Annotated in this window: 12 protein-coding genes, 1 tRNA gene and 2 rRNA genes (1 of these 15 cut by a window edge); 7 read left to right on the top strand and 8 right to left on the bottom strand. The window is 40.3% G+C overall.

Annotation, left to right across the window (positions count from 1 at the left end; all coding sequences use genetic code 11):
- Positions 1–322 precede the first annotated feature (322 nt).
- The 4 genes from murJ to V4B18_RS02960 all read left to right on the top strand — a co-directional run bounded on the left by murJ (position 323) and on the right by V4B18_RS02960 (position 4,236).
- On the top strand, positions 323–1,894 hold the full coding sequence (murJ, locus tag V4B18_RS02975) for a murein biosynthesis integral membrane protein MurJ (RefSeq protein WP_455476347.1): 1,572 nt from the start codon (positions 323–325) through the stop codon (positions 1,892–1,894).
- 76 nt (positions 1,895–1,970) lie between these two features.
- Complete coding sequence (trpS, locus tag V4B18_RS02970) at positions 1,971–3,041, top strand: tryptophan--tRNA ligase (protein ID WP_455476346.1); 1,071 nt, start codon at positions 1,971–1,973, stop codon at positions 3,039–3,041.
- Positions 3,042–3,103: 62 nt separating this feature from the next.
- A complete protein-coding gene (locus V4B18_RS02965; RefSeq protein WP_455476345.1) occupies positions 3,104–3,595 on the top strand; it encodes a universal stress protein in 492 nt (163 codons plus the stop codon).
- Positions 3,596–3,657: 62 nt separating this feature from the next.
- Positions 3,658–4,236 (top strand): NifU family protein, encoded by a 579-nt coding sequence (locus V4B18_RS02960; protein WP_455476344.1) that lies wholly within the window; start codon positions 3,658–3,660, stop codon positions 4,234–4,236.
- A 343-nt stretch (positions 4,237–4,579) separates the two neighbouring features.
- Here the strand turns inward: V4B18_RS02960 and V4B18_RS02955 are convergent, their stop codons facing one another.
- The 3 genes from V4B18_RS02955 to groES all read right to left on the bottom strand — a co-directional run bounded on the left by V4B18_RS02955 (position 4,580) and on the right by groES (position 7,362).
- A complete protein-coding gene (locus V4B18_RS02955) occupies positions 4,580–4,915 on the bottom strand; it encodes a zinc ribbon domain-containing protein YjdM (RefSeq protein WP_455476343.1) in 336 nt (111 codons plus the stop codon).
- Positions 4,916–5,361: 446 nt separating this feature from the next.
- The gene (groL, locus tag V4B18_RS02950) at positions 5,362–7,005 is read right to left on the bottom strand and encodes a chaperonin GroEL (protein ID WP_455476342.1); all 1,644 of its coding nucleotides are present in this window, start codon (positions 7,003–7,005) and stop codon (positions 5,362–5,364) included.
- Positions 7,006–7,065: 60 nt separating this feature from the next.
- Positions 7,066–7,362, bottom strand: coding sequence for a co-chaperone GroES (groES, locus tag V4B18_RS02945; protein ID WP_455476341.1), 297 nt, complete (start codon positions 7,360–7,362; stop codon positions 7,066–7,068).
- A 232-nt stretch (positions 7,363–7,594) separates the two neighbouring features.
- On the opposite strand from groES, the gene fumC reads away from it, so the two are divergent.
- Entirely contained in the window at positions 7,595–8,983 is a 1,389-nt protein-coding gene (gene fumC, locus V4B18_RS02940; protein ID WP_455476340.1) for a class II fumarate hydratase, read from the top strand.
- A gap of 18 nt (positions 8,984–9,001) precedes the next feature.
- Here fumC and V4B18_RS02935 read toward each other — a convergent pair whose 3' ends face one another.
- Entirely contained in the window at positions 9,002–10,630 is a 1,629-nt protein-coding gene (locus V4B18_RS02935) for an alpha-D-glucose phosphate-specific phosphoglucomutase (RefSeq protein WP_455476339.1), read from the bottom strand.
- A gap of 194 nt (positions 10,631–10,824) precedes the next feature.
- On the opposite strand from V4B18_RS02935, the gene V4B18_RS02930 reads away from it, so the two are divergent.
- Entirely contained in the window at positions 10,825–11,349 is a 525-nt protein-coding gene (locus V4B18_RS02930) for a redoxin family protein (protein ID WP_455476514.1), read from the top strand.
- Positions 11,350–11,493: 144 nt separating this feature from the next.
- On the opposite strand, the gene hisS is transcribed toward V4B18_RS02930, so the two are convergent.
- Entirely contained in the window at positions 11,494–12,981 is a 1,488-nt protein-coding gene (gene hisS, locus V4B18_RS02925) for a histidine--tRNA ligase (protein ID WP_455476338.1), read from the bottom strand.
- Between the two features lie 698 nt (positions 12,982–13,679).
- Here hisS and V4B18_RS02920 point away from each other — a divergent pair.
- On the top strand, positions 13,680–14,756 hold the full coding sequence (locus V4B18_RS02920) for a DUF3792 domain-containing protein (protein ID WP_455476337.1): 1,077 nt from the start codon (positions 13,680–13,682) through the stop codon (positions 14,754–14,756).
- Between the two features lie 759 nt (positions 14,757–15,515).
- On the opposite strand, the gene V4B18_RS02915 is transcribed toward V4B18_RS02920, so the two are convergent.
- The 3 genes from V4B18_RS02915 to V4B18_RS02905 all read right to left on the bottom strand — a co-directional run.
- Positions 15,516–15,592: transfer RNA gene (locus V4B18_RS02915), tRNA-Met, on the bottom strand.
- Positions 15,593–15,700: 108 nt separating this feature from the next.
- Positions 15,701–15,815 (bottom strand): 5S ribosomal RNA (rrf, locus tag V4B18_RS02910).
- Between the two features lie 71 nt (positions 15,816–15,886).
- Positions 15,887–17,714, bottom strand: a 23S ribosomal RNA gene (locus V4B18_RS02905) (it continues 983 nt past the right edge of the window).

Genomic DNA, 17,714 nt, shown 5'->3' with positions numbered 1-17,714 from the left:
CCTTGAAATTTCCTCACTATTTTATAACACATCTAAAAAAATACCACATATTAGAAAGCAAAAATATATGAACTTCTTATACGGAATAAACATATGAACTATTGGAAGAATATTTTATTATTTACGGAGAAACCCATAATGTAGCAAAATAAAAGGAGATAATGCTTTAGCTGTACGCTTGTTGACAGAAATATAAACACCATCGTAAAACATTTTGAAGGTGTGTATGATATTGACATACTGATCAAATTTTTATGATCTAAAATGGTTTTTATTTATCTCTTTACCACCTCTCCTTATATAACGAGCTCGATGTATTTTTATGACCCTAATTAAAAAATTTGCAACCGTTGCCTCTGGAACTTTGATGAGCCGCATTTTTGGCTTTGTACGTGAAGTGTTGATGGCAGCATCCCTTGGTACGGGTCCTGTTTCCGATGCGTTTAACGCTGCTTTTCGCTTTCCCAATACATTTCGCCGCTTTTTTGCTGAAGGCGCCTTTAATGCAGCTTTTATTCCTCTTTTTTCAAAAAAAATTACCGAAGATGGCAAAGAAACTGCATGCCAATTCGCAGAAGAGGTATTTGGCGTTCTCTTTTCAATGCTATTACTTTTAACCATTGCCATGGAATTGAGTATGCCTTTTTTGGTGCGAACCATTATCGCTCCAGGTTTTGCAGAAGATGCAACGAAATTTAATGCCACAATTCATTTTACTGCAATCATGTTTCCTTACCTAACATGCATGTCTTTAGCAGCCATGATGGGAGGAATGCTCAATGCTCTGCGACGTTATTTTGTCGCAGCCATTGCCCCTCTCTTTTTAAATATTATTTTGATTGGCGTACTTGCCTATGCATGGATATACCAACTTGATGCTTGGCATATTGGATTAAATCTTTCTTGGGGTGTCATGGCAGCAGGATTACTCCAACTCTCTTTGATTGCTATCGCTTTGCGTCAAAACGGAATGAAGATTTCCTTCCGCTTTCCCCATTTTAGCTCTAATGTGCGAAAACTTTTAACTTTGGCGTTCCCTGCTGCAATCACAGGGGGAATTACACAAATCAATTTGTTGATCAACACCAATATTGCTTCAAGCCAATCGGGGGCTGTCTCTTCTTTAGTATATGCCGATCGTCTCTATCAATTACCACTAGGTGTGATAGCAATTGCAGTGGCAACGGTTCTTTTGCCAGAATTAACAAGGGCATTACGCAGCAAACAGCACAAAGAAACCCATGATTTGCAAAATCGTTCTATTGAATTGACCTTATTGTTAACTTTACCTGCATCTGTTGCCTTTTTAATGCTTTCCACCCCCATTGTCAGCCTGCTTTTTGAGCGCGGACAATTTACAAGCCAATCAACATATCATGTTGCACAGTTACTTGAGCTTTATGGAATAGGACTTCCAGCTTTTGTTTTGATTAAGGTTTTTATTCCTAATTTTTTTGCCCGTGAAGATACAAAAACACCCATGATTTTTACAGGCATTTGTGTTTTCATCAATATCAGCCTCGCTTTAACATTATTCCCCATTTTATCAGCGCAGGGTATTGTTATTGCGGAAATTACCTCTGGGTGGGTCAATATATTATTGCTTTGCGGCATTCTCATCAAACGAGGTCATTGGAAACACGATGCACAACTGATAAAACGAATTGCGCGACTGATTATTGCTACTCTTTTAAACGTGATTATTTTACATTATACAATCAGTGTTCTTGGCTTTTTATCTTTCGCTCTGTCCTCACAAGCATCGCTTTTTTTGCGAGCTAGCACCTTGGCAGGAATAATGATAGGGATACTCTCAGTATATTTTATCGCCTATTTTTTTCTTAACTCTCGTTCCTTCTTCTTTACCTTAAAAAAATTTAAACAACGCTTATGATATTTTATCTTAGCGTTTAAAGGCGCTTTACCATTAACACATTCAATGAATGACTGCATGAAGAGAGAATTATCCTATGAAAACTTTCACACCTCTTGTTTTTTCTGGCGTACAACCGAGTGGTAATCTGCATCTTGGCAATTATCTTGGAGCCATCAAACAGTGGGTTGAACTGCAAACATCTTATGATTGTTTGTATTGTGTTGTTGATATGCACGCACTCACGGTTAACCCAGACCCTCACGCTTTAAGAGCATCAACCAGAACAGTTACAGCAGCCTTCTTAGCTGCGGGCATTGATCCCCAAAAACAAATCATCTTTAACCAATCACAAGTATTTCAACATGCTGAATTTGCGTGGATTTTAAATTGTATTGCCCGTATTGGCTGGCTTAAACGCATGACGCAATTTAAAGATAAAGCAGGAAAAGATCGCGAAAAAGCATCACTTGGGCTTTTTGCTTATCCAAGCCTTATGGCTGCCGATATTTTAGTCTATCGTGCCACCCATGTGCCAGTAGGCGAAGATCAAAAACAGCATGTTGAATTGACGCGTGATATTGCGCAAAAATTCAACAACGATTATGCTCACCGCATTGCAGAATTAAATTTTGGTATTTCTATGCAAATAGACGGAGAAAAAAAACAGGGATTTCTTCCAATGCCAGAAGCTCTTATCGGCAAAACAGCCATGCGCGTTATGTCCTTGCGCGATGGTACAAAAAAGATGTCAAAATCAGATCCATCAGATTTTTCACGTATTAATTTAACCGATGATGCCGATCTTATTGCAAAAAAAATACGCAAAGCAAAAACCGATTCAACCCCTCTTCCCGACACACCCACTGACCTAAAAGAGCGGCCAGAAGTTGATAATTTGCTTGGGATTTATGCTGCCTTTGCAGAAACCAGTAAAGAAAAGATCCTTTTGGAATTTGCCGGAAAACAATTCTCATTTTTTAAAACAGCCTTAGCTGATTTGGCCGTTCATAAGCTTGCACCAATAACACAGGAATTGCGCCGGCTTCATCAAGAAAGCGACTATATTGACTCTGTCTTGCGTGATGGTGCTGAGCGTGCCAGTGCACTGGCAGAAAAAAATATGAAAAAAATCCGCGAAATTGTTGGATTTTTGCATAATACGTGAAACAATAAAACTCAAACTATAAAGGGTAAAAAGAAATCGCTCATAAAAAGTAGAGAAAATCTATGGTTTCTAAGAAAAAAAATGCAAAAACAAATCTTAAGCGAAAGATTTTAGTCATCATCGATGAAACACCAGAATGTCGACGTGCCGTTGCCTTTGCCGCACAGCACGCTAAAAATACCAACAGAACATTGGTATTTCTTTCTGTCATTGATAGTTCAGAATTTCAACATTTTTTAGGCGTAAACGACATTATGCGAACCGAATTAACACAAAATGCCTATAAAGTGTTGGAGCAAGTCGCTCATGAAATCCAAACCCCTAAAGCTCTTGAAATAGAGATGATTGTACGTGAAGGCAAAAAAATTGATGAAATTTTCAAACTAATCGACCAAGATAAAAAAATCTCTCTTATTGTTTTAGCTGCAAGCGGACATACAGAGGGACCAGGACCACTGGTTCAGTTAATTGGCTATCGGGGATCAGCCTTTTCAATCCCCGTTACCGTTATCCCGAACAATCTTGCAGATGAAGATATTGAATCGGTCGCCTAAAATACGATATTTAGGTCTTAGACTTAATTATCTTTCCGGTCCTTAATAGCAAAGGAGAACGTATGTTTATTCAAACTGAAGCCACGCCTAATCCTGAAACACTTAAATTTTTACCAGGGCGTGTGGTTCTTTCTGAGGGCGTATTAGAATTTCGTTCACAAGAAGAAACAGCTCAAAGCTCGCCTTTAGCTGCGAAGTTGTTTAACATTCCCAATGTCAGCGGTGTTTTTTTAGGCTATGATTTCATTACCGTAACGAAAAAAGATGGTGAGTGGCAGCATCTTAAACCAGCCATTTTGGGCACAATCATGGAACATTTCCTGTCTGGTGACCCAGTGATTACCACCGATGCAACAACAAAAGCACAAGCTCACGCGCTTGGAAAAGAATTTTATGATGAAAAAGACTTCGAAACTGTCTTAATAATTAAAGAGCTCCTTGATACACGTGTTCGTCCAGCTGTCGCCAATGATGGTGGAGATATTACTTTCCGTGGATTTGAAAATGGTATTGTTTACCTTAATATGAGAGGAGCTTGTGCTGGGTGCCCCTCTTCAACCGCAACACTTAAACATGGCATTGAAAATCTTTTACGACATTTTATTCCAGAAGTTTTAGGCGTTGAAGCCATGCCGCAATAAACAGGAATCCGTGTGGATGACTGACTCCCTTCAACCGCAGTGCTTAAATATGATTTTGTACGGCATTTTATATCCTAGAAGTTTTAGACGTTGCAGCCATGTAAAAATAAACAAAAGTGCAACCTGATAAAATGCCAATAAATGCAAATCTGACCAAGCATTAAAAAGGCACTTTATGAAACAACTACATGAGTAAGGCTAAAAAGCTACTTTACTACAATGATATCGCGACAAAGTTCTATTAACTTTCTTAAAAAAATTAAAAGGAGATTTTTGATAAAATAAGTTTTAACTTCACAAATTTACTTTGCAAAATAGGAAGCATGTACCAAGTTGTGAACAATTAAACTTTTTTAACAAATTCCGACTTTAAGCCGATTTGACCAATCCCAGAAATCTTGCAATCAATATTATGATCACCATCCACCAAGCGGATATTTTTTACCTTAGTACCACTTTTTAAAATGGATGCAGCGCCTTTTACTTTAAGATCCTTTATCACAATAACGCTATCCCCATTTGTCAAGATATTACCATTTGCGTCATAAACAACATCAATAAAAGAAGGACTTTCAGCTTTTTGTGGCCACTCATATGCACATTCAGGACACACAAAGTTATCACCTTCTTCATAAGTATAAAGACTACCACAATGAGGGCATTTTGGATATTGGCTCATATATTTCCCCTGTTATCCAAGAAAAACGATCATGTGAGCGGTCATAAAACAAGAAGTGTTTTTTGTCCATGGCTAAAGCAAAATACTCACCCAAGTACAACCAAAGTATAATATTCTAAAGAAAAAAGTTTTGTAGAAAATTACTTAAATTCGCAAAAGAGAACAACATAAGAAGAAAAAGCAAAAAAGTTCGCCATCATTTGACGGATTTTTTTAATACTATTAACGAGAATTGTTTTCACTTGTATAATTTTTAAAAAAATAAGACATCACAAACAAAAAAACCATAATAATTGTCGTATAAAAAAGAGACATTTTTTTGCGTGAGAGAACATGTCCAAAGCGACATTTTATACGGCATGATGCAAATTCTACAAAAAGAAAAAACTTTATAAAAAAAAAACGGGTCAATTGACCCGTTTCCTTTAACTGTTATACTAAAGGGCTTAGAAATCCATTCCACCCATTCCACCCATTCCACCACCAGGCATTGGAGGCATTGGAGCGTCTTTCTTTGGAACTTCAGCGACCATAGCTTCTGTTGTGATAAGAAGGCTAGCAATTGAAGCCGCATTCTGAAGAGCAGAACGCACAACCTTCACTGGATCAACAATTCCCAAAGCAATCAAATCACCAAATTGACCTGTTGCAGTGTTGTAACCAAATGTGTCTGAATTATTTTCAAGCACTTTTCCAACAATAATAGCAGCTTCTTCACCTGCATTAGTTGCAATCTGACGTGCTGGTGCCTGTAGAGCACGACGTACAATATTGATACCAGCTTCTTGATCAGGATTGCTTCCTTTAACAGTTAACGCATTTGCAGCACGTAACAAGGCCGTTCCACCACCAGCAACGATACCTTCTTCTACAGCAGCACGTGTTGCATTCAAGGCGTCATCAACACGATCTTTCTTTTCCTTCACTTCAACTTCTGTTGCACCACCAACGCGGATAACGGCAACACCACCAGCGAGTTTAGCAAGTCTTTCTTGCAATTTTTCACGGTCATAGTCAGAAGTTGTTTCTTCGATTTGAGCCTTGATCTGGTTTACGCGAGCATCAATTTCAGCTTTGCGTCCAGCACCATCAATAATCGTTGTATTTTCTTTAGAAATATTCACTTTCTTTGCACGACCAAGCATATCCAAAGTGACATTTTCCAATTTGATACCAACATCTTCAGAAATAACCTGACCTGATGTTAAGATTGCAATATCTTCAAGCATTGCCTTACGGCGATCACCAAATCCTGGAGCTTTCACAGCAGCAATTTTCAAACCACCACGCAACTTGTTAACAACCAACGTTGCCAAAGCTTCACCTTCCACATCTTCAGCGATAATAAGAAGTGGCTTGCCAGATTGAACAACAGCTTCAAGCACTGGGAGAAGAGATTGCAAATTAGATAATTTCTTTTCGTGAATAAGAATGTAAGGATCATCGAGGTCAGCGACCATTTTTTCAGCATTCGTGACGAAGTAAGGAGAAAGATATCCACGGTCGAATTGCATCCCTTCAACGACTTCCAATTCAGTTTCAGCCGTTTTTGCTTCTTCTACGGTAATGACGCCTTCATTGCCAACTTTATCCATAGCACTAGCAATCATTTGACCAATTTCTTCTGCACCATTAGCAGAAATGGTTCCCACTTGTGCAATTTCTTCTGAAGTTTGAATCTTTTTAGCTTTTTTGAAAAGATTTTTTACCACTTCATCAACAGCAGCATCAATCCCACGTTTAAGATCCATTGGGTTCATACCAGCAGCAACGGCTTTTACACCCTCTTGCACGATAGCTTGTCCTAGAACAGTTGCAGTTGTTGTACCATCACCAGCAATATCATTGGTTTTGGAAGCAACTTCGCGCAACATTTGCGCACCCATATTTTCGAACTTATCCTCTAGTTCAATTTCTTTTGCAACCGACACACCATCTTTTGTGATGCGAGGCGCACCAAATGATTTATCAATCACCACATTGCGACCTTTAGGGCCGAGCGTTACTTTAACAGCGTTAGCAAGGATATCAACACCGCGCACCAAACGCTCACGCGCTTCACGGCCAAATTTGACTTCTTTAGCAGCCATCTAATTTCTCCTTGGAGTTGTATCAAAATAGTACAAAATACAAAAAATTAAGAAACTGGATTAGCCCAGAATTCCCATAATATCAGATTCTTTCATGATTAAGAGGTCTTCACCATTAATCTTCACTTCAGTTCCAGACCACTTGCCAAACAGGATACGATCTCCTGCTTTAACTTCCAAAGGTACACGATTTCCATTATCATCTAGAGCGCCATTACCAATAGCAATAACTTCACCTTCTTGAGGTTTTTCCTTCGCTGTATCAGGAATGATAATCCCACCAGCGGTTTTATTTTCAGATTCAACCCGGCGGACAACGACACGGTCGTGAAGTGGGCGGAATTGTATATTAGCCATGTTCAAAATCCTTAAAACTTAACATAATTGAATTAATCTTAAGTCTCCGTTAGCACTCTTAGAGTTTGAGTGCTAACAATAATTGGAATATAAAATCACCACTTTACGATGTCAAGGATTTGCTACAAATATTTATCTTATATTTATCTTAAACAACTGCGAACTCTTGCTTCCCTTTTCTATTTTACGTTATTTACTGCTTTAGAACCAATGAACAAAAAAGGATTTTATCATGGTTGAAACACGTCAGGAAACTGATAGCTTTGGAACGATTTCGGTTCGTCAGGATCGTTACTGGGGGGCACAAACTGAACGCTCTCTTCATAATTTTAATATTGGTATAGAAAAACAGCCTCTTACCGTAATTCATGCCTTAGGCCTCATCAAAAAAGCTGCAGCCCTTGTGAATATGGAAAAAGGAAAGCTCCCGCAAAACATAGGCAAAGCGATTATTTCTGCCGCTGATGAAGTGCTTTCAGGCGCGCTGGATAAGCATTTTCCACTTTCTGTCTGGCAAACAGGTTCTGGCACACAAAGCAATATGAACGTGAATGAAGTCATCGCTAACTATGCTAGCGTGCTTTTGGGAGGAAAACTGGGCAGTAAAGCTCCCGTTCACCCAAATGATCACGTCAATATGAGCCAATCATCAAATGATTCTTTTCCCACAGCACTTCACATTGCAACCACACTACAAACACGCCAACACTTATTTCCTATCCTTGATGCCCTTATTACTACTTTAGAAAAAAAAGAAGAAGAATTTGCCGATATCATCAAAATTGGGCGTACGCATACCCAAGATGCAACACCGCTCACTTTGGGACAAGAATTTTCAGGCTATCGAGCTGCATTACAAGGTAACCGCCAACGCATTGAAACAGCTCTCAGCGACGTCCAGATGCTTGCTCAAGGCGGCACAGCCGTTGGAACAGGGCTTAATGCTCCAAAAGGTTTTGACGTTGCATTTGCTGAAAGCATCAGCACACTGACAGGAGTAAATTTTAAAACCGCCAACAATAAATTTGAAGCACTTGCGCACCATGGAGCACTTGCCCATTTTCATGGGAGTTTGAATGCACTAGCAGCTGACATTTTTAAAATTGCCAATGACATTCGGTTTTTGGGATCAGGCCCACGCTCAGGTTTGGGTGAATTAAGCCTCCCAGAAAATGAACCAGGATCTTCCATCATGCCTGGGAAAGTCAATCCAACACAATGTGAAGCAATGACGATGGTGGCATGCCAAGTCTTCGGCAATCATACCAGTGTAACCTTTGCTGCAAGTCAAGGACATTTCGAACTTAATGTTTACAAACCTGTGATTGGTTATAATGTTTTGCAATCGATTACACTTCTTGGAGACTGCATGCGTTCTTTTGATATGCATTGCATTCAAGGATTACGCGCCAATCGTGTTCATATTCACTCTCTCATGGAACGCTCTCTCATGTTAATAACAGCTCTTGCGCCGGAAATTGGCTATGAAAAAGCTGCTAAAATTGCCAAAGCGGCGCATAAAAATGATACAACTTTGCGCGCTGAAGCTATCAAAGCTGGCGTTTCTGGAGAAGATTATGATCGGCTAGTTGATCCCAAAAAAATGATTCACCCACAATAACAACTTGAGACAAATTGTTCACGTGATAACATCGGGTCGTTCGCGACCCAGATGACGTTTTATATTTAACAATTCAAGTGCAGCTCGCTGCAAAGGTTGAAGGACTGTTTGCGGATCTTGTGTGAATTTGCGTGCATCCCCTTCATATTGCTCAAAATAAAGTCGCAAAGTAGATCCTGCCGTTCCTGTTCCAGAGAGGCGTACAACCAATCGTGTTTCATTTTCAAACAAAACGCGCACACCCTGCCTTTTGCTCACACTTTGATCGATTGGATCACAATAAATAAAATCATCTGCTTGTTTAACTATTAATCCCGCAATTTTTGTCCCCGCCTTTGGTAAATGCGCACGCAATTGCTCCAAGATTGCATATGCTTTATCCGTCTCGACTTCTTCATAATCATAACGTGAAGTGTAAAAACGCCCATAAGTACACCAATGCTGTTGGACAATTTGCGCTACAGTTTTTCCCGTTACAGCTAAAAGATTTAGCCAAAATAGTACAGCCCACAGGCCATCTTTTTCGCGGATATGGTTAGACCCCGTTCCAAAACTTTCTTCACCACAAAAAGTTATTTTCCCAGCATCCAAAAGCGACCCAAAAAATTTCCACCCTGTCGGCGTTTCAAAACAATTTAATCCCTGTTCTTCAGCAACCAAATCCACGGCACGTCCTGTTGGCATGGAGCGCGCAATCCCCGTAATACCCTGCCTATAACCTTTAATGAAATGCGCGTGTGCAACCATGATGGCCAAAGAATCCGAAGGAGTGACAAATTGTCTACGACCGATAATGAGGTTACGATCCCCATCACCATCAGATGCCGCCCCAAGATCAGGTCCTGTACCAGACATCAATAAATCGTAAAGATCTTTAGCATGCACCAAATTTGGATCTGGATGCCCCCCTCCAAAATCCAACAAAGGCGTACCATTAACAACTGTTCCTGCAGGAAATCTCAAGCATTTTTCAAAAATTTCTCGCGCATAAGGTCCTGTTACCGCATGCATTGCATCAAATCGTAAAGTTAATCCCTTTGTAACAGCCTTGGCAATGCAATCAAAATCAAAAATTTCCTGCATTAAAGCAACATAATCAGCTACAGGGTCAATAATATCGATCCGCATAGACCTTAAGAAAGTTGTGCCTTCTGTTTCTAAATCAACATCTGGAGCATCTATGATTTTATAAGAAAAAAGACATCGCGATGCCTCAAAAATGGCTTCACATAAGGAATCGGGTGCAGGCCCACCATTGGAAATATTATACTTTATACCACAATCCCCATTCATACCACCTGGGTTATGACTTGCTGAGAGAATAATCCCACCATATGCATGATATTTGCGAATAAGATGCGAAACAGCAGGTGTCGATAAAATGCCCCCTCTTCCAATTTTAACGCAAGCAACACCATGAGCTGCAGCCATTTTTAATACAATCTGAATAAGCGTCTGATTAAAATAGCGCCCATCCCCGCCAAGAATAAAAAGTTTTCCCCCAACTGGCCCAACGCTATTAAAAATAGACTGAATAAAATTTTCAACATAATGAGGCTGTTGAAAAACCGATATTTTCTTGCGCAACCCAGACGTCCCCGGTTTTTGATCCTCAAAAGCCCTGGTTAAAACTGTAGTTATAGTCATGAAAGCGCCTTCATATTTTTGTTCGATTTTAAGATGAACATCCACCAAAGTCGACCATTAATTTTACTTGACGCAAAGGGGAAATATTTGCAAACTTATTGCAATATGATTGTTTAAAATGTGCTCTACAACACGCCTTTAAACAAAAGATAGCTTTAAGATATAATTCTCATGAAAAGCACAGGAGCATAATGATGATGAGAAAAACAGTTCCTAATGTAACCTTTCATACACGTGTGCGTGATGAATCAATTGATGGTAGTACCCCTTATCGTTGGCAAGATGTTAACAGTGATGCGTACTTTAAGGGAAAACGGGTCGTTCTTTTTTCTCTTCCTGGAGCTTTTACTCCTACTTGCTCAACTTTTCAGCTTCCTAATTTTGAAAAACTCTATGATGAATTCAAAAAAGCCGGCATTGATGAAATTTATTGCCTTTCCGTCAATGACGCTTTTGTCATGAACGCTTGGGGAAAAGAGCAAGGCATTAAAAAAGTGAAATTAATTCCCGATGGCTCAGGCGAATTCACACGCAAAATGGGAATGCTCGTTGCTAAAGACAATATTGGGTTTGGAATGCGCTCATGGCGCTATGCTGCTGTTGTGAACGATGGTGTCATTGAACAATGGTTCGAAGAAAAAGGTTTTTCAGATAATTGCACAACAGATCCTTATGAAGTTTCTTCACCAGAAAATGTTTTAAAAGCGCTGCAAAGCTAATTCTAAACTAAAATTGTTAACTTAAAAACGGCACAAGCCTTATTTGCCAAGATGGGTTTGTGCCAATTTATATCTTTTGCGTTTTATTTATTTAGAGCTTGCGACTCTAAACAAATAATTTTGGTATTTGAAGAGCTCAAACTTTTACAGTTTTTGTGTTGCTAAAATATCTTGCACTGTCTTGACCAATTGATTCTCATCAACTGTTACTTGCGCCGGCCTGCTTTCGCGCCAGATTTGATTGTCCTTAATTTCGTGAGATAAACGCGCCCCTTCAACCAAATCTTTAATTTGTATTTTGTTATTCTGGCGTTCTTGTGATCCTTGAATTACCACACAAGGTGCATGACGCCGATCTGCATATTTCATTTGCGCTTTAATCCCCGATGCTCCCAAATAAAGTTCAGCACGAATTCCCGCATTACGCAGCTGCATCACCATTTTCTGATACCGTGCCACAGCCTCTGGCTCTTTATCCATCATCAAAACGACAACCGGACCTGTCGTTTCTTTGACAGACAACTTTCCAAGATTTTGCAAAGCCGATATCAAGCGCGATATGCCTATTGAAAAACCTGTTGCTGGAAAATTTTCACTACGAAAGCGTGCAACCAACCCATCATAGCGCCCCCCACCACCAACAGAGCCAAAGACAACTTTTTGTCCATCATCATTAAAAACATCAAAAAGCAATGCAGCCTCAAAAACAGGTCCTGTATAATAATCCAATCCTCGCACCACAGATGGATCAATTTTGATACGATTTTGATAGCCATTTTCTTTAAAAATGGCTTGCATTTCTTCAAGCTCACAGATCCCTTCAAACCCTAGACGATGATCACCAACCACATTTTTAAAGATATCAATTGCTTCATCAACAGCTTTCGCTTCAACAGCAATTAGAGCCAAAATACGATCGATATCTTGCTCCTTAAGCCCTGCGCCTTTGGTAAAATCACCACTTTCATCTAAACGCCCCTGCCCCAAAAGCAAACGTACCCCTTCAAGACCAAATTTATCAAGTTTATCAATGGCTCTTAAAACCGTTAAACGTTTTTCAGCTTGCTCACTTTCCCTCAAACCAATTTGTTCCAAAACTGCATCAAGAATTTTTCGGTTATTAAGGCGAATAACATAATCATTATGCTGGATTCCTAATTTTTCCAAACTATCAGCTGCCATCATGCAAATTTCTGCATCAGCTGCCACTGTTGGTGTTCCAACAATATCCGCATCAAACTGCATAAATTGCCGAAACCGCCCAGGTCCGGGTTTTTCATTGCGAAAAACAAAACCAAGACGGTAACTGCGATAAGGCTTTGGTAAAGTTTCAAAATTTTCTGCAAAATAACGAGCAAGAGGAGCAGTAAGATCATAGCGTAAAGACATCCATTGCTCATCATCATCTTGAAGGGAAAAAACACCCGCATTCGGACGATCTGAATCAGGTAAAAATTTTCCAAGAACATCCGTATATTCAAAAATTGGCGTTTCCAGCGCTTCAAAACCATAAAGCTCATAAACTTCACGAATTTGGGCAATCATTGTTTCAGTTGCGTATAACTGTGAACTAATACGATCAACAAAACCACGAGGTAGACGGGCTTTGGTTTTTTCTTGTTTTGATGACATGTTTTTCTCTAACAACAATACGTATCCATGGAGTGTGACTATCGTGTCTATCTGATAGAAAAGCACACTGCAATGACTTTATAAATTTAGAATTATGCAACTGCACAGCTTTTCCTCTACAAAAACGATGCTTCACCTTTAGAGTCACTATACATAAATCTTTTTAAGACATAAAAGATAGCCATTTGTCTTGAAAAAACTGAAATAGCGTTCTTAAAATCAGTACGATCTCTTTATAAAAGATTTCCATTTTATGATCTCCATCAACCCCGACAAGATATGAGCATAATTCTAGACCACTTAAAGCTGCATTTTTAACTCGTGTTTTTTCATTTACACCCTAATACAGCATCCATAACCGCTCCTACTGGAGTATTATTACAAAATTATCCATATTAAATTAAAAGTTGAACAAAATATTCTACAACTTAAAATAATTTTTCTTTAAAGTTTTTTAATAGAATTGAAAACGTATTTCTAAATTTTATGACATTACGTGCGCTTGACGTAAAAATAATTATGAACCCTTTTATTTATTTTTTAAATTTTGCGTATTTCATTACAAAATGAAATTTTACAAGAATAAAACAACTTTTCAATATAATGATTAATGTCTATTTTTGTTTGTTTTGACCATTTTTGGAACATAATTATCAAAAGTGCATTTTATCTCCAGCATCATTTAAGGAGATAAAGACATGGAAATCCGTATTCCAGAAGGTGAGCGTGATACTCATTTATTTAAAGCAACATCAATAGAAACAGAATATCCCTTTCTTCACACACCCATTTCATGGTCAGCCGTTTTTGCTGGACTGGTGACAGCATTTGCTACTTCAATCTGCTTATCTTTTCTGGTTGTAGCTTTAGGATTAGGGCAAATTGACCTTTATTCTTCGTCTCCTTTTGAGGGCGTCTTTCTATCCATTGGTATTGGTTCCCTGATTATTATGCTTCTCAGCTTAGCAAGCGGAGGTTTTATTGCTGGACGTTTTGCAGATATGTCAGGCACACTTCATGGTTTTTTAACTTGGGCTTTATTAACACTTATCATAGCTATCCAAACGATTTTTTTCGCTTCGAGCGCAGCAAATTTAGGCGCTAAAGCTATTTTAAATAGCGGTTCTGCGATACAGCAAACTGTGGCCAATTTAGACACAGATAGCTTTCCTCTGCTTTCAAAGTTAGGTAGCGAAAACTTTTTAAATGGGAAAGACGGTAATGGAGTTGATTTTGATAAATTGCGCAGCCAATTGCGCGAATTCCTCAATAAAAGTGATATCCCCGCTCTCAACCCTGACCGTTTAAAGCAAGTCTATAAGGCCGCTATCAAAGATATCGGCTCTGCTATAATGGCTTTTAAGGATGATCCTTCTCATTATCGCACACATCTTAAAAACTTGAGCACACGTCTTTCAGACCATATACAAGATATCACAAAAAACATTGACCGCGACGATATTGTCAACGCTCTTATAAACAATGGCATGACCCGCGCTGAAGCAGAAAAAACAACCGATCAAGCGCTTGATGTTTATCAAACAGCAAAAACAAAAACCGAGCAGACAATAAAGGCTCTTGAACAGCAGATAGATACATTATCCAAGAAATTAGACACACTTGCAAAGGATGCTCGTGACACTGCCGATCAAGCTGCTAAAACTGCATCTCACATTGGATGGTGGAGTTTCTTTGGAAGTCTGATAGGTGCCATTGTTGCCAGTCTTTTTGGTTACTATGGCTACAAAAGTCGTAAAATCCCTTTACATATTTAAAAAAATCTTTGCTTCACAAAATATGAAATTCATAGAAAAGCTGCACAATTGGTGCAGCTTTTTATTTTCCCAAATACTTAATTTTCTAAGCTTAGCTTATTTTTAATAGGATAAGAAGTGATATATTTTTCCTTATTCTGCTTCATATTATGCCGCTTAATAATGGCGTCTTGAATAAAAACCAGAATTTTTGGTTTTATATTAATTTTCATGTTGAGTTCTGTTGCAAAGCAGATATCAGTGAAGATCTGGTCACTATGATTGTATTTAGGAGATGAAGTGTGTTTTTATGGAACCAACAGCGTCTTTTTTCCCCATAACTAATAGCAAAATAGACGATAATGAGAGAGGGTTGTGCTGAGGAGCGTGTTTGAAGATCAAAAAGTTTGTGCTTAAGATTTTTATTTACAAGCTATAGATGCGCGTTTGATGGGGTTATATTTTTTAGGAAGAAGATTAAGGAGCATATTTTGAGCACAATCTGCGATGATTATGTTCCTATTTATTCAGTTACGAATGGGCATTTTTGCCCTAACAATTTTTCATGTTTTTATGCTGTTTTTTAAAGATGTTAAGAGCGCGCCAAAATTTTTCAGAAAAGCTTCCATGAAGTTTCATAATATAGCGCACTTTTTTCCTCTAAGTTTTCCACGGACTTTAAATGAGCAACCCGTTGTTCTTAAAAGATATGATCTACCTGTCTATTGTATTTTCGAGCTTAGATTTTTTTTGATAGTATTTTATAACACTGATTGATACTGGTTGCGGGGGCAGGATTTGAACCTGCGGCCTTCAGGTTATGAGCCTGACGAGCTACCGGGCTGCTCCACCCCGCGCCATTAAGACCAGATTAAGATTATTTTTACGTTCAATTGTGATTTCACCTTTAGTGATTTCACCTTTAATTTTATTTTTGCTTAGAAAGGTTTTTATGCACTTAGCAGACCCGGCAGCGACCTACTCTCCCGTGCCTTAAGACACAGTACCATTGGCGCTGGAACGTTTCACGGCCGAGTTCGGGATGGGATCGGGTGCGTTCGCTCCGCTATAACCACCAAGTCAGCAAAGCGCATAGAAACGATGAGAAGCTCTCTTATATCTGCATTAGTAAATGTATATAGGTAATGGGAACGATCAAGCCTATCGAACTATTAGTATCAGTAAGCTTCATGTGTTACCACACTTCCACACCTGACCTATCAACGTGGTAGTCTACCACGGTTCTCAGGGAATACTTGTTTTCAGGTGAGTTTCCCGCTTAGATGCCTTCAGCGGTTATCTCGTCCGTATATAGCTACCCTGCTATGCGGCTGGCGCCACAACAGGTCCACCAGAGATACGTCCATCCCGGTCCTCTCGTACTAGGGACAGGTCCTGTCAATATTCCTACACCCACGGCAGATAGGGACCGAACTGTCTCACGACGTTCTGAACCCAACTCACGTACCGCTTTAAATGGCGAACAGCCATACCCTTGGGACCTGCTCCAGCCCCAGGATGCGATGAGTCGACATCGAGGTGCCAAACAACCCCGTCGATATGGACTCTTGGGGGTCATCAGCCTGTTATCCCCGGCGTACCTTTTATTCGTTGAGCGATGGCCCTTCCACACGGAACCACCGGATCACTATGACCGTCTTTCGACTCTGCTCGACTTGTCAGTCTCACAGTCAGGCAGGCTTATGCCATTGCACTCAACAAACGATTTCCGACCGTTCTGAGCCTACCATCGCGCGCCTCCGTTACTCTTTAGGAGGCGACCGCCCCAGTCAAACTACCCACCATACACGGTCCCGAATCCGGCTTACGGACTGCGGTTAGACATCCATATCGGTAAGGGTGGTATTTCAAGGATGACTCCACACAGGCTGACGCCCATGCTTCATAGTCTACCACCTATCCTACACATACAGACACAAATGCCAGTGTAAAGTTATAGTAAAGGTGCACGGGGTCTTTCCGTCTAACCGCAGGAACCCCGCATCTTCACGGGGAGTTCAATTTCACTGAGTCTACGTTGGAGACAGCGGGGAAGTCGTTACGCCATTCGTGCAGGTCGGAACTTACCCGACAAGGAATTTCGCTACCTTAGGACCGTTATAGTTACGGCCGCCGTTTACTGGGGCTTCAATTCAATGCTTGCACATCTCCTCTTAACCTTCCAGCACCGGGCAGGCGTCAGACCCTATACGTCGTCTTGCGACTTCGCAGAGCCCTGTGTTTTTGGTAAACAGTCGCTACCCCCTGGTCTGTGCCACCCTTTAACGGTTGCCCGCTAAAGGGTCACGCTTCTTCCGAAGTTACGCGTGCAATTTGCCGAGTTCCTTCAACGTAGTTCTCTCAAGCGCCTTAGTATTCTCTACCAGTCCACCTGTGTCGGTTTCGGGTACGGTCTATATGTGGGAGCTATTTCCTGGAACTGCTTCACTGCAAGATCAATCCAATAAGACCTTACAATATACGCAATCCGTCACTACCCACAGGTCCACGAATATTAACGTGGTTCCCATCGACTACGCCTTTCGGCCTCGCCTTAGGGGCCGACTCACCCTGCTCAGATTAACTTTAAGCAGGAACCCTTGGACTTTCGGCGAGGGAGTCTCTCACTCCCTTTATCGTTACTCATGTCAGCATTCTCACTTCCGATACCTCCAGGAGCTCTCACGAGTCTCCCTTCACAGGCTTACGGAACGCTCCGCTACCACTTACTCATAAGAGTAAATCCACAGCTTCGGTGTATGGCTTTAGCCCCGTTACATTTTCGGCGCAGGGACCCTTATTTAGACCAGTGAGCTGTTACGCTTTCTTTAAATGGTGGCTGCTTCTAAGCCAACATCCTGGTTGTTTTGGGATCCTCACATCCTTTCCCACTTAGCCATAACTTGGGGACCTTAGATGGTGGTCAGGGTTGTTTCCCTCTTCACGACGGACGTTAGCACCCGCCGTGTGTCTGCCAGT

It is taken from the genome of Bartonella sp. B17, assembly GCF_053795755.1.
The sequence above is the reverse complement of the archived record's forward strand: the minus strand, read 5'-3'. Positions and strand labels throughout refer to the sequence as shown.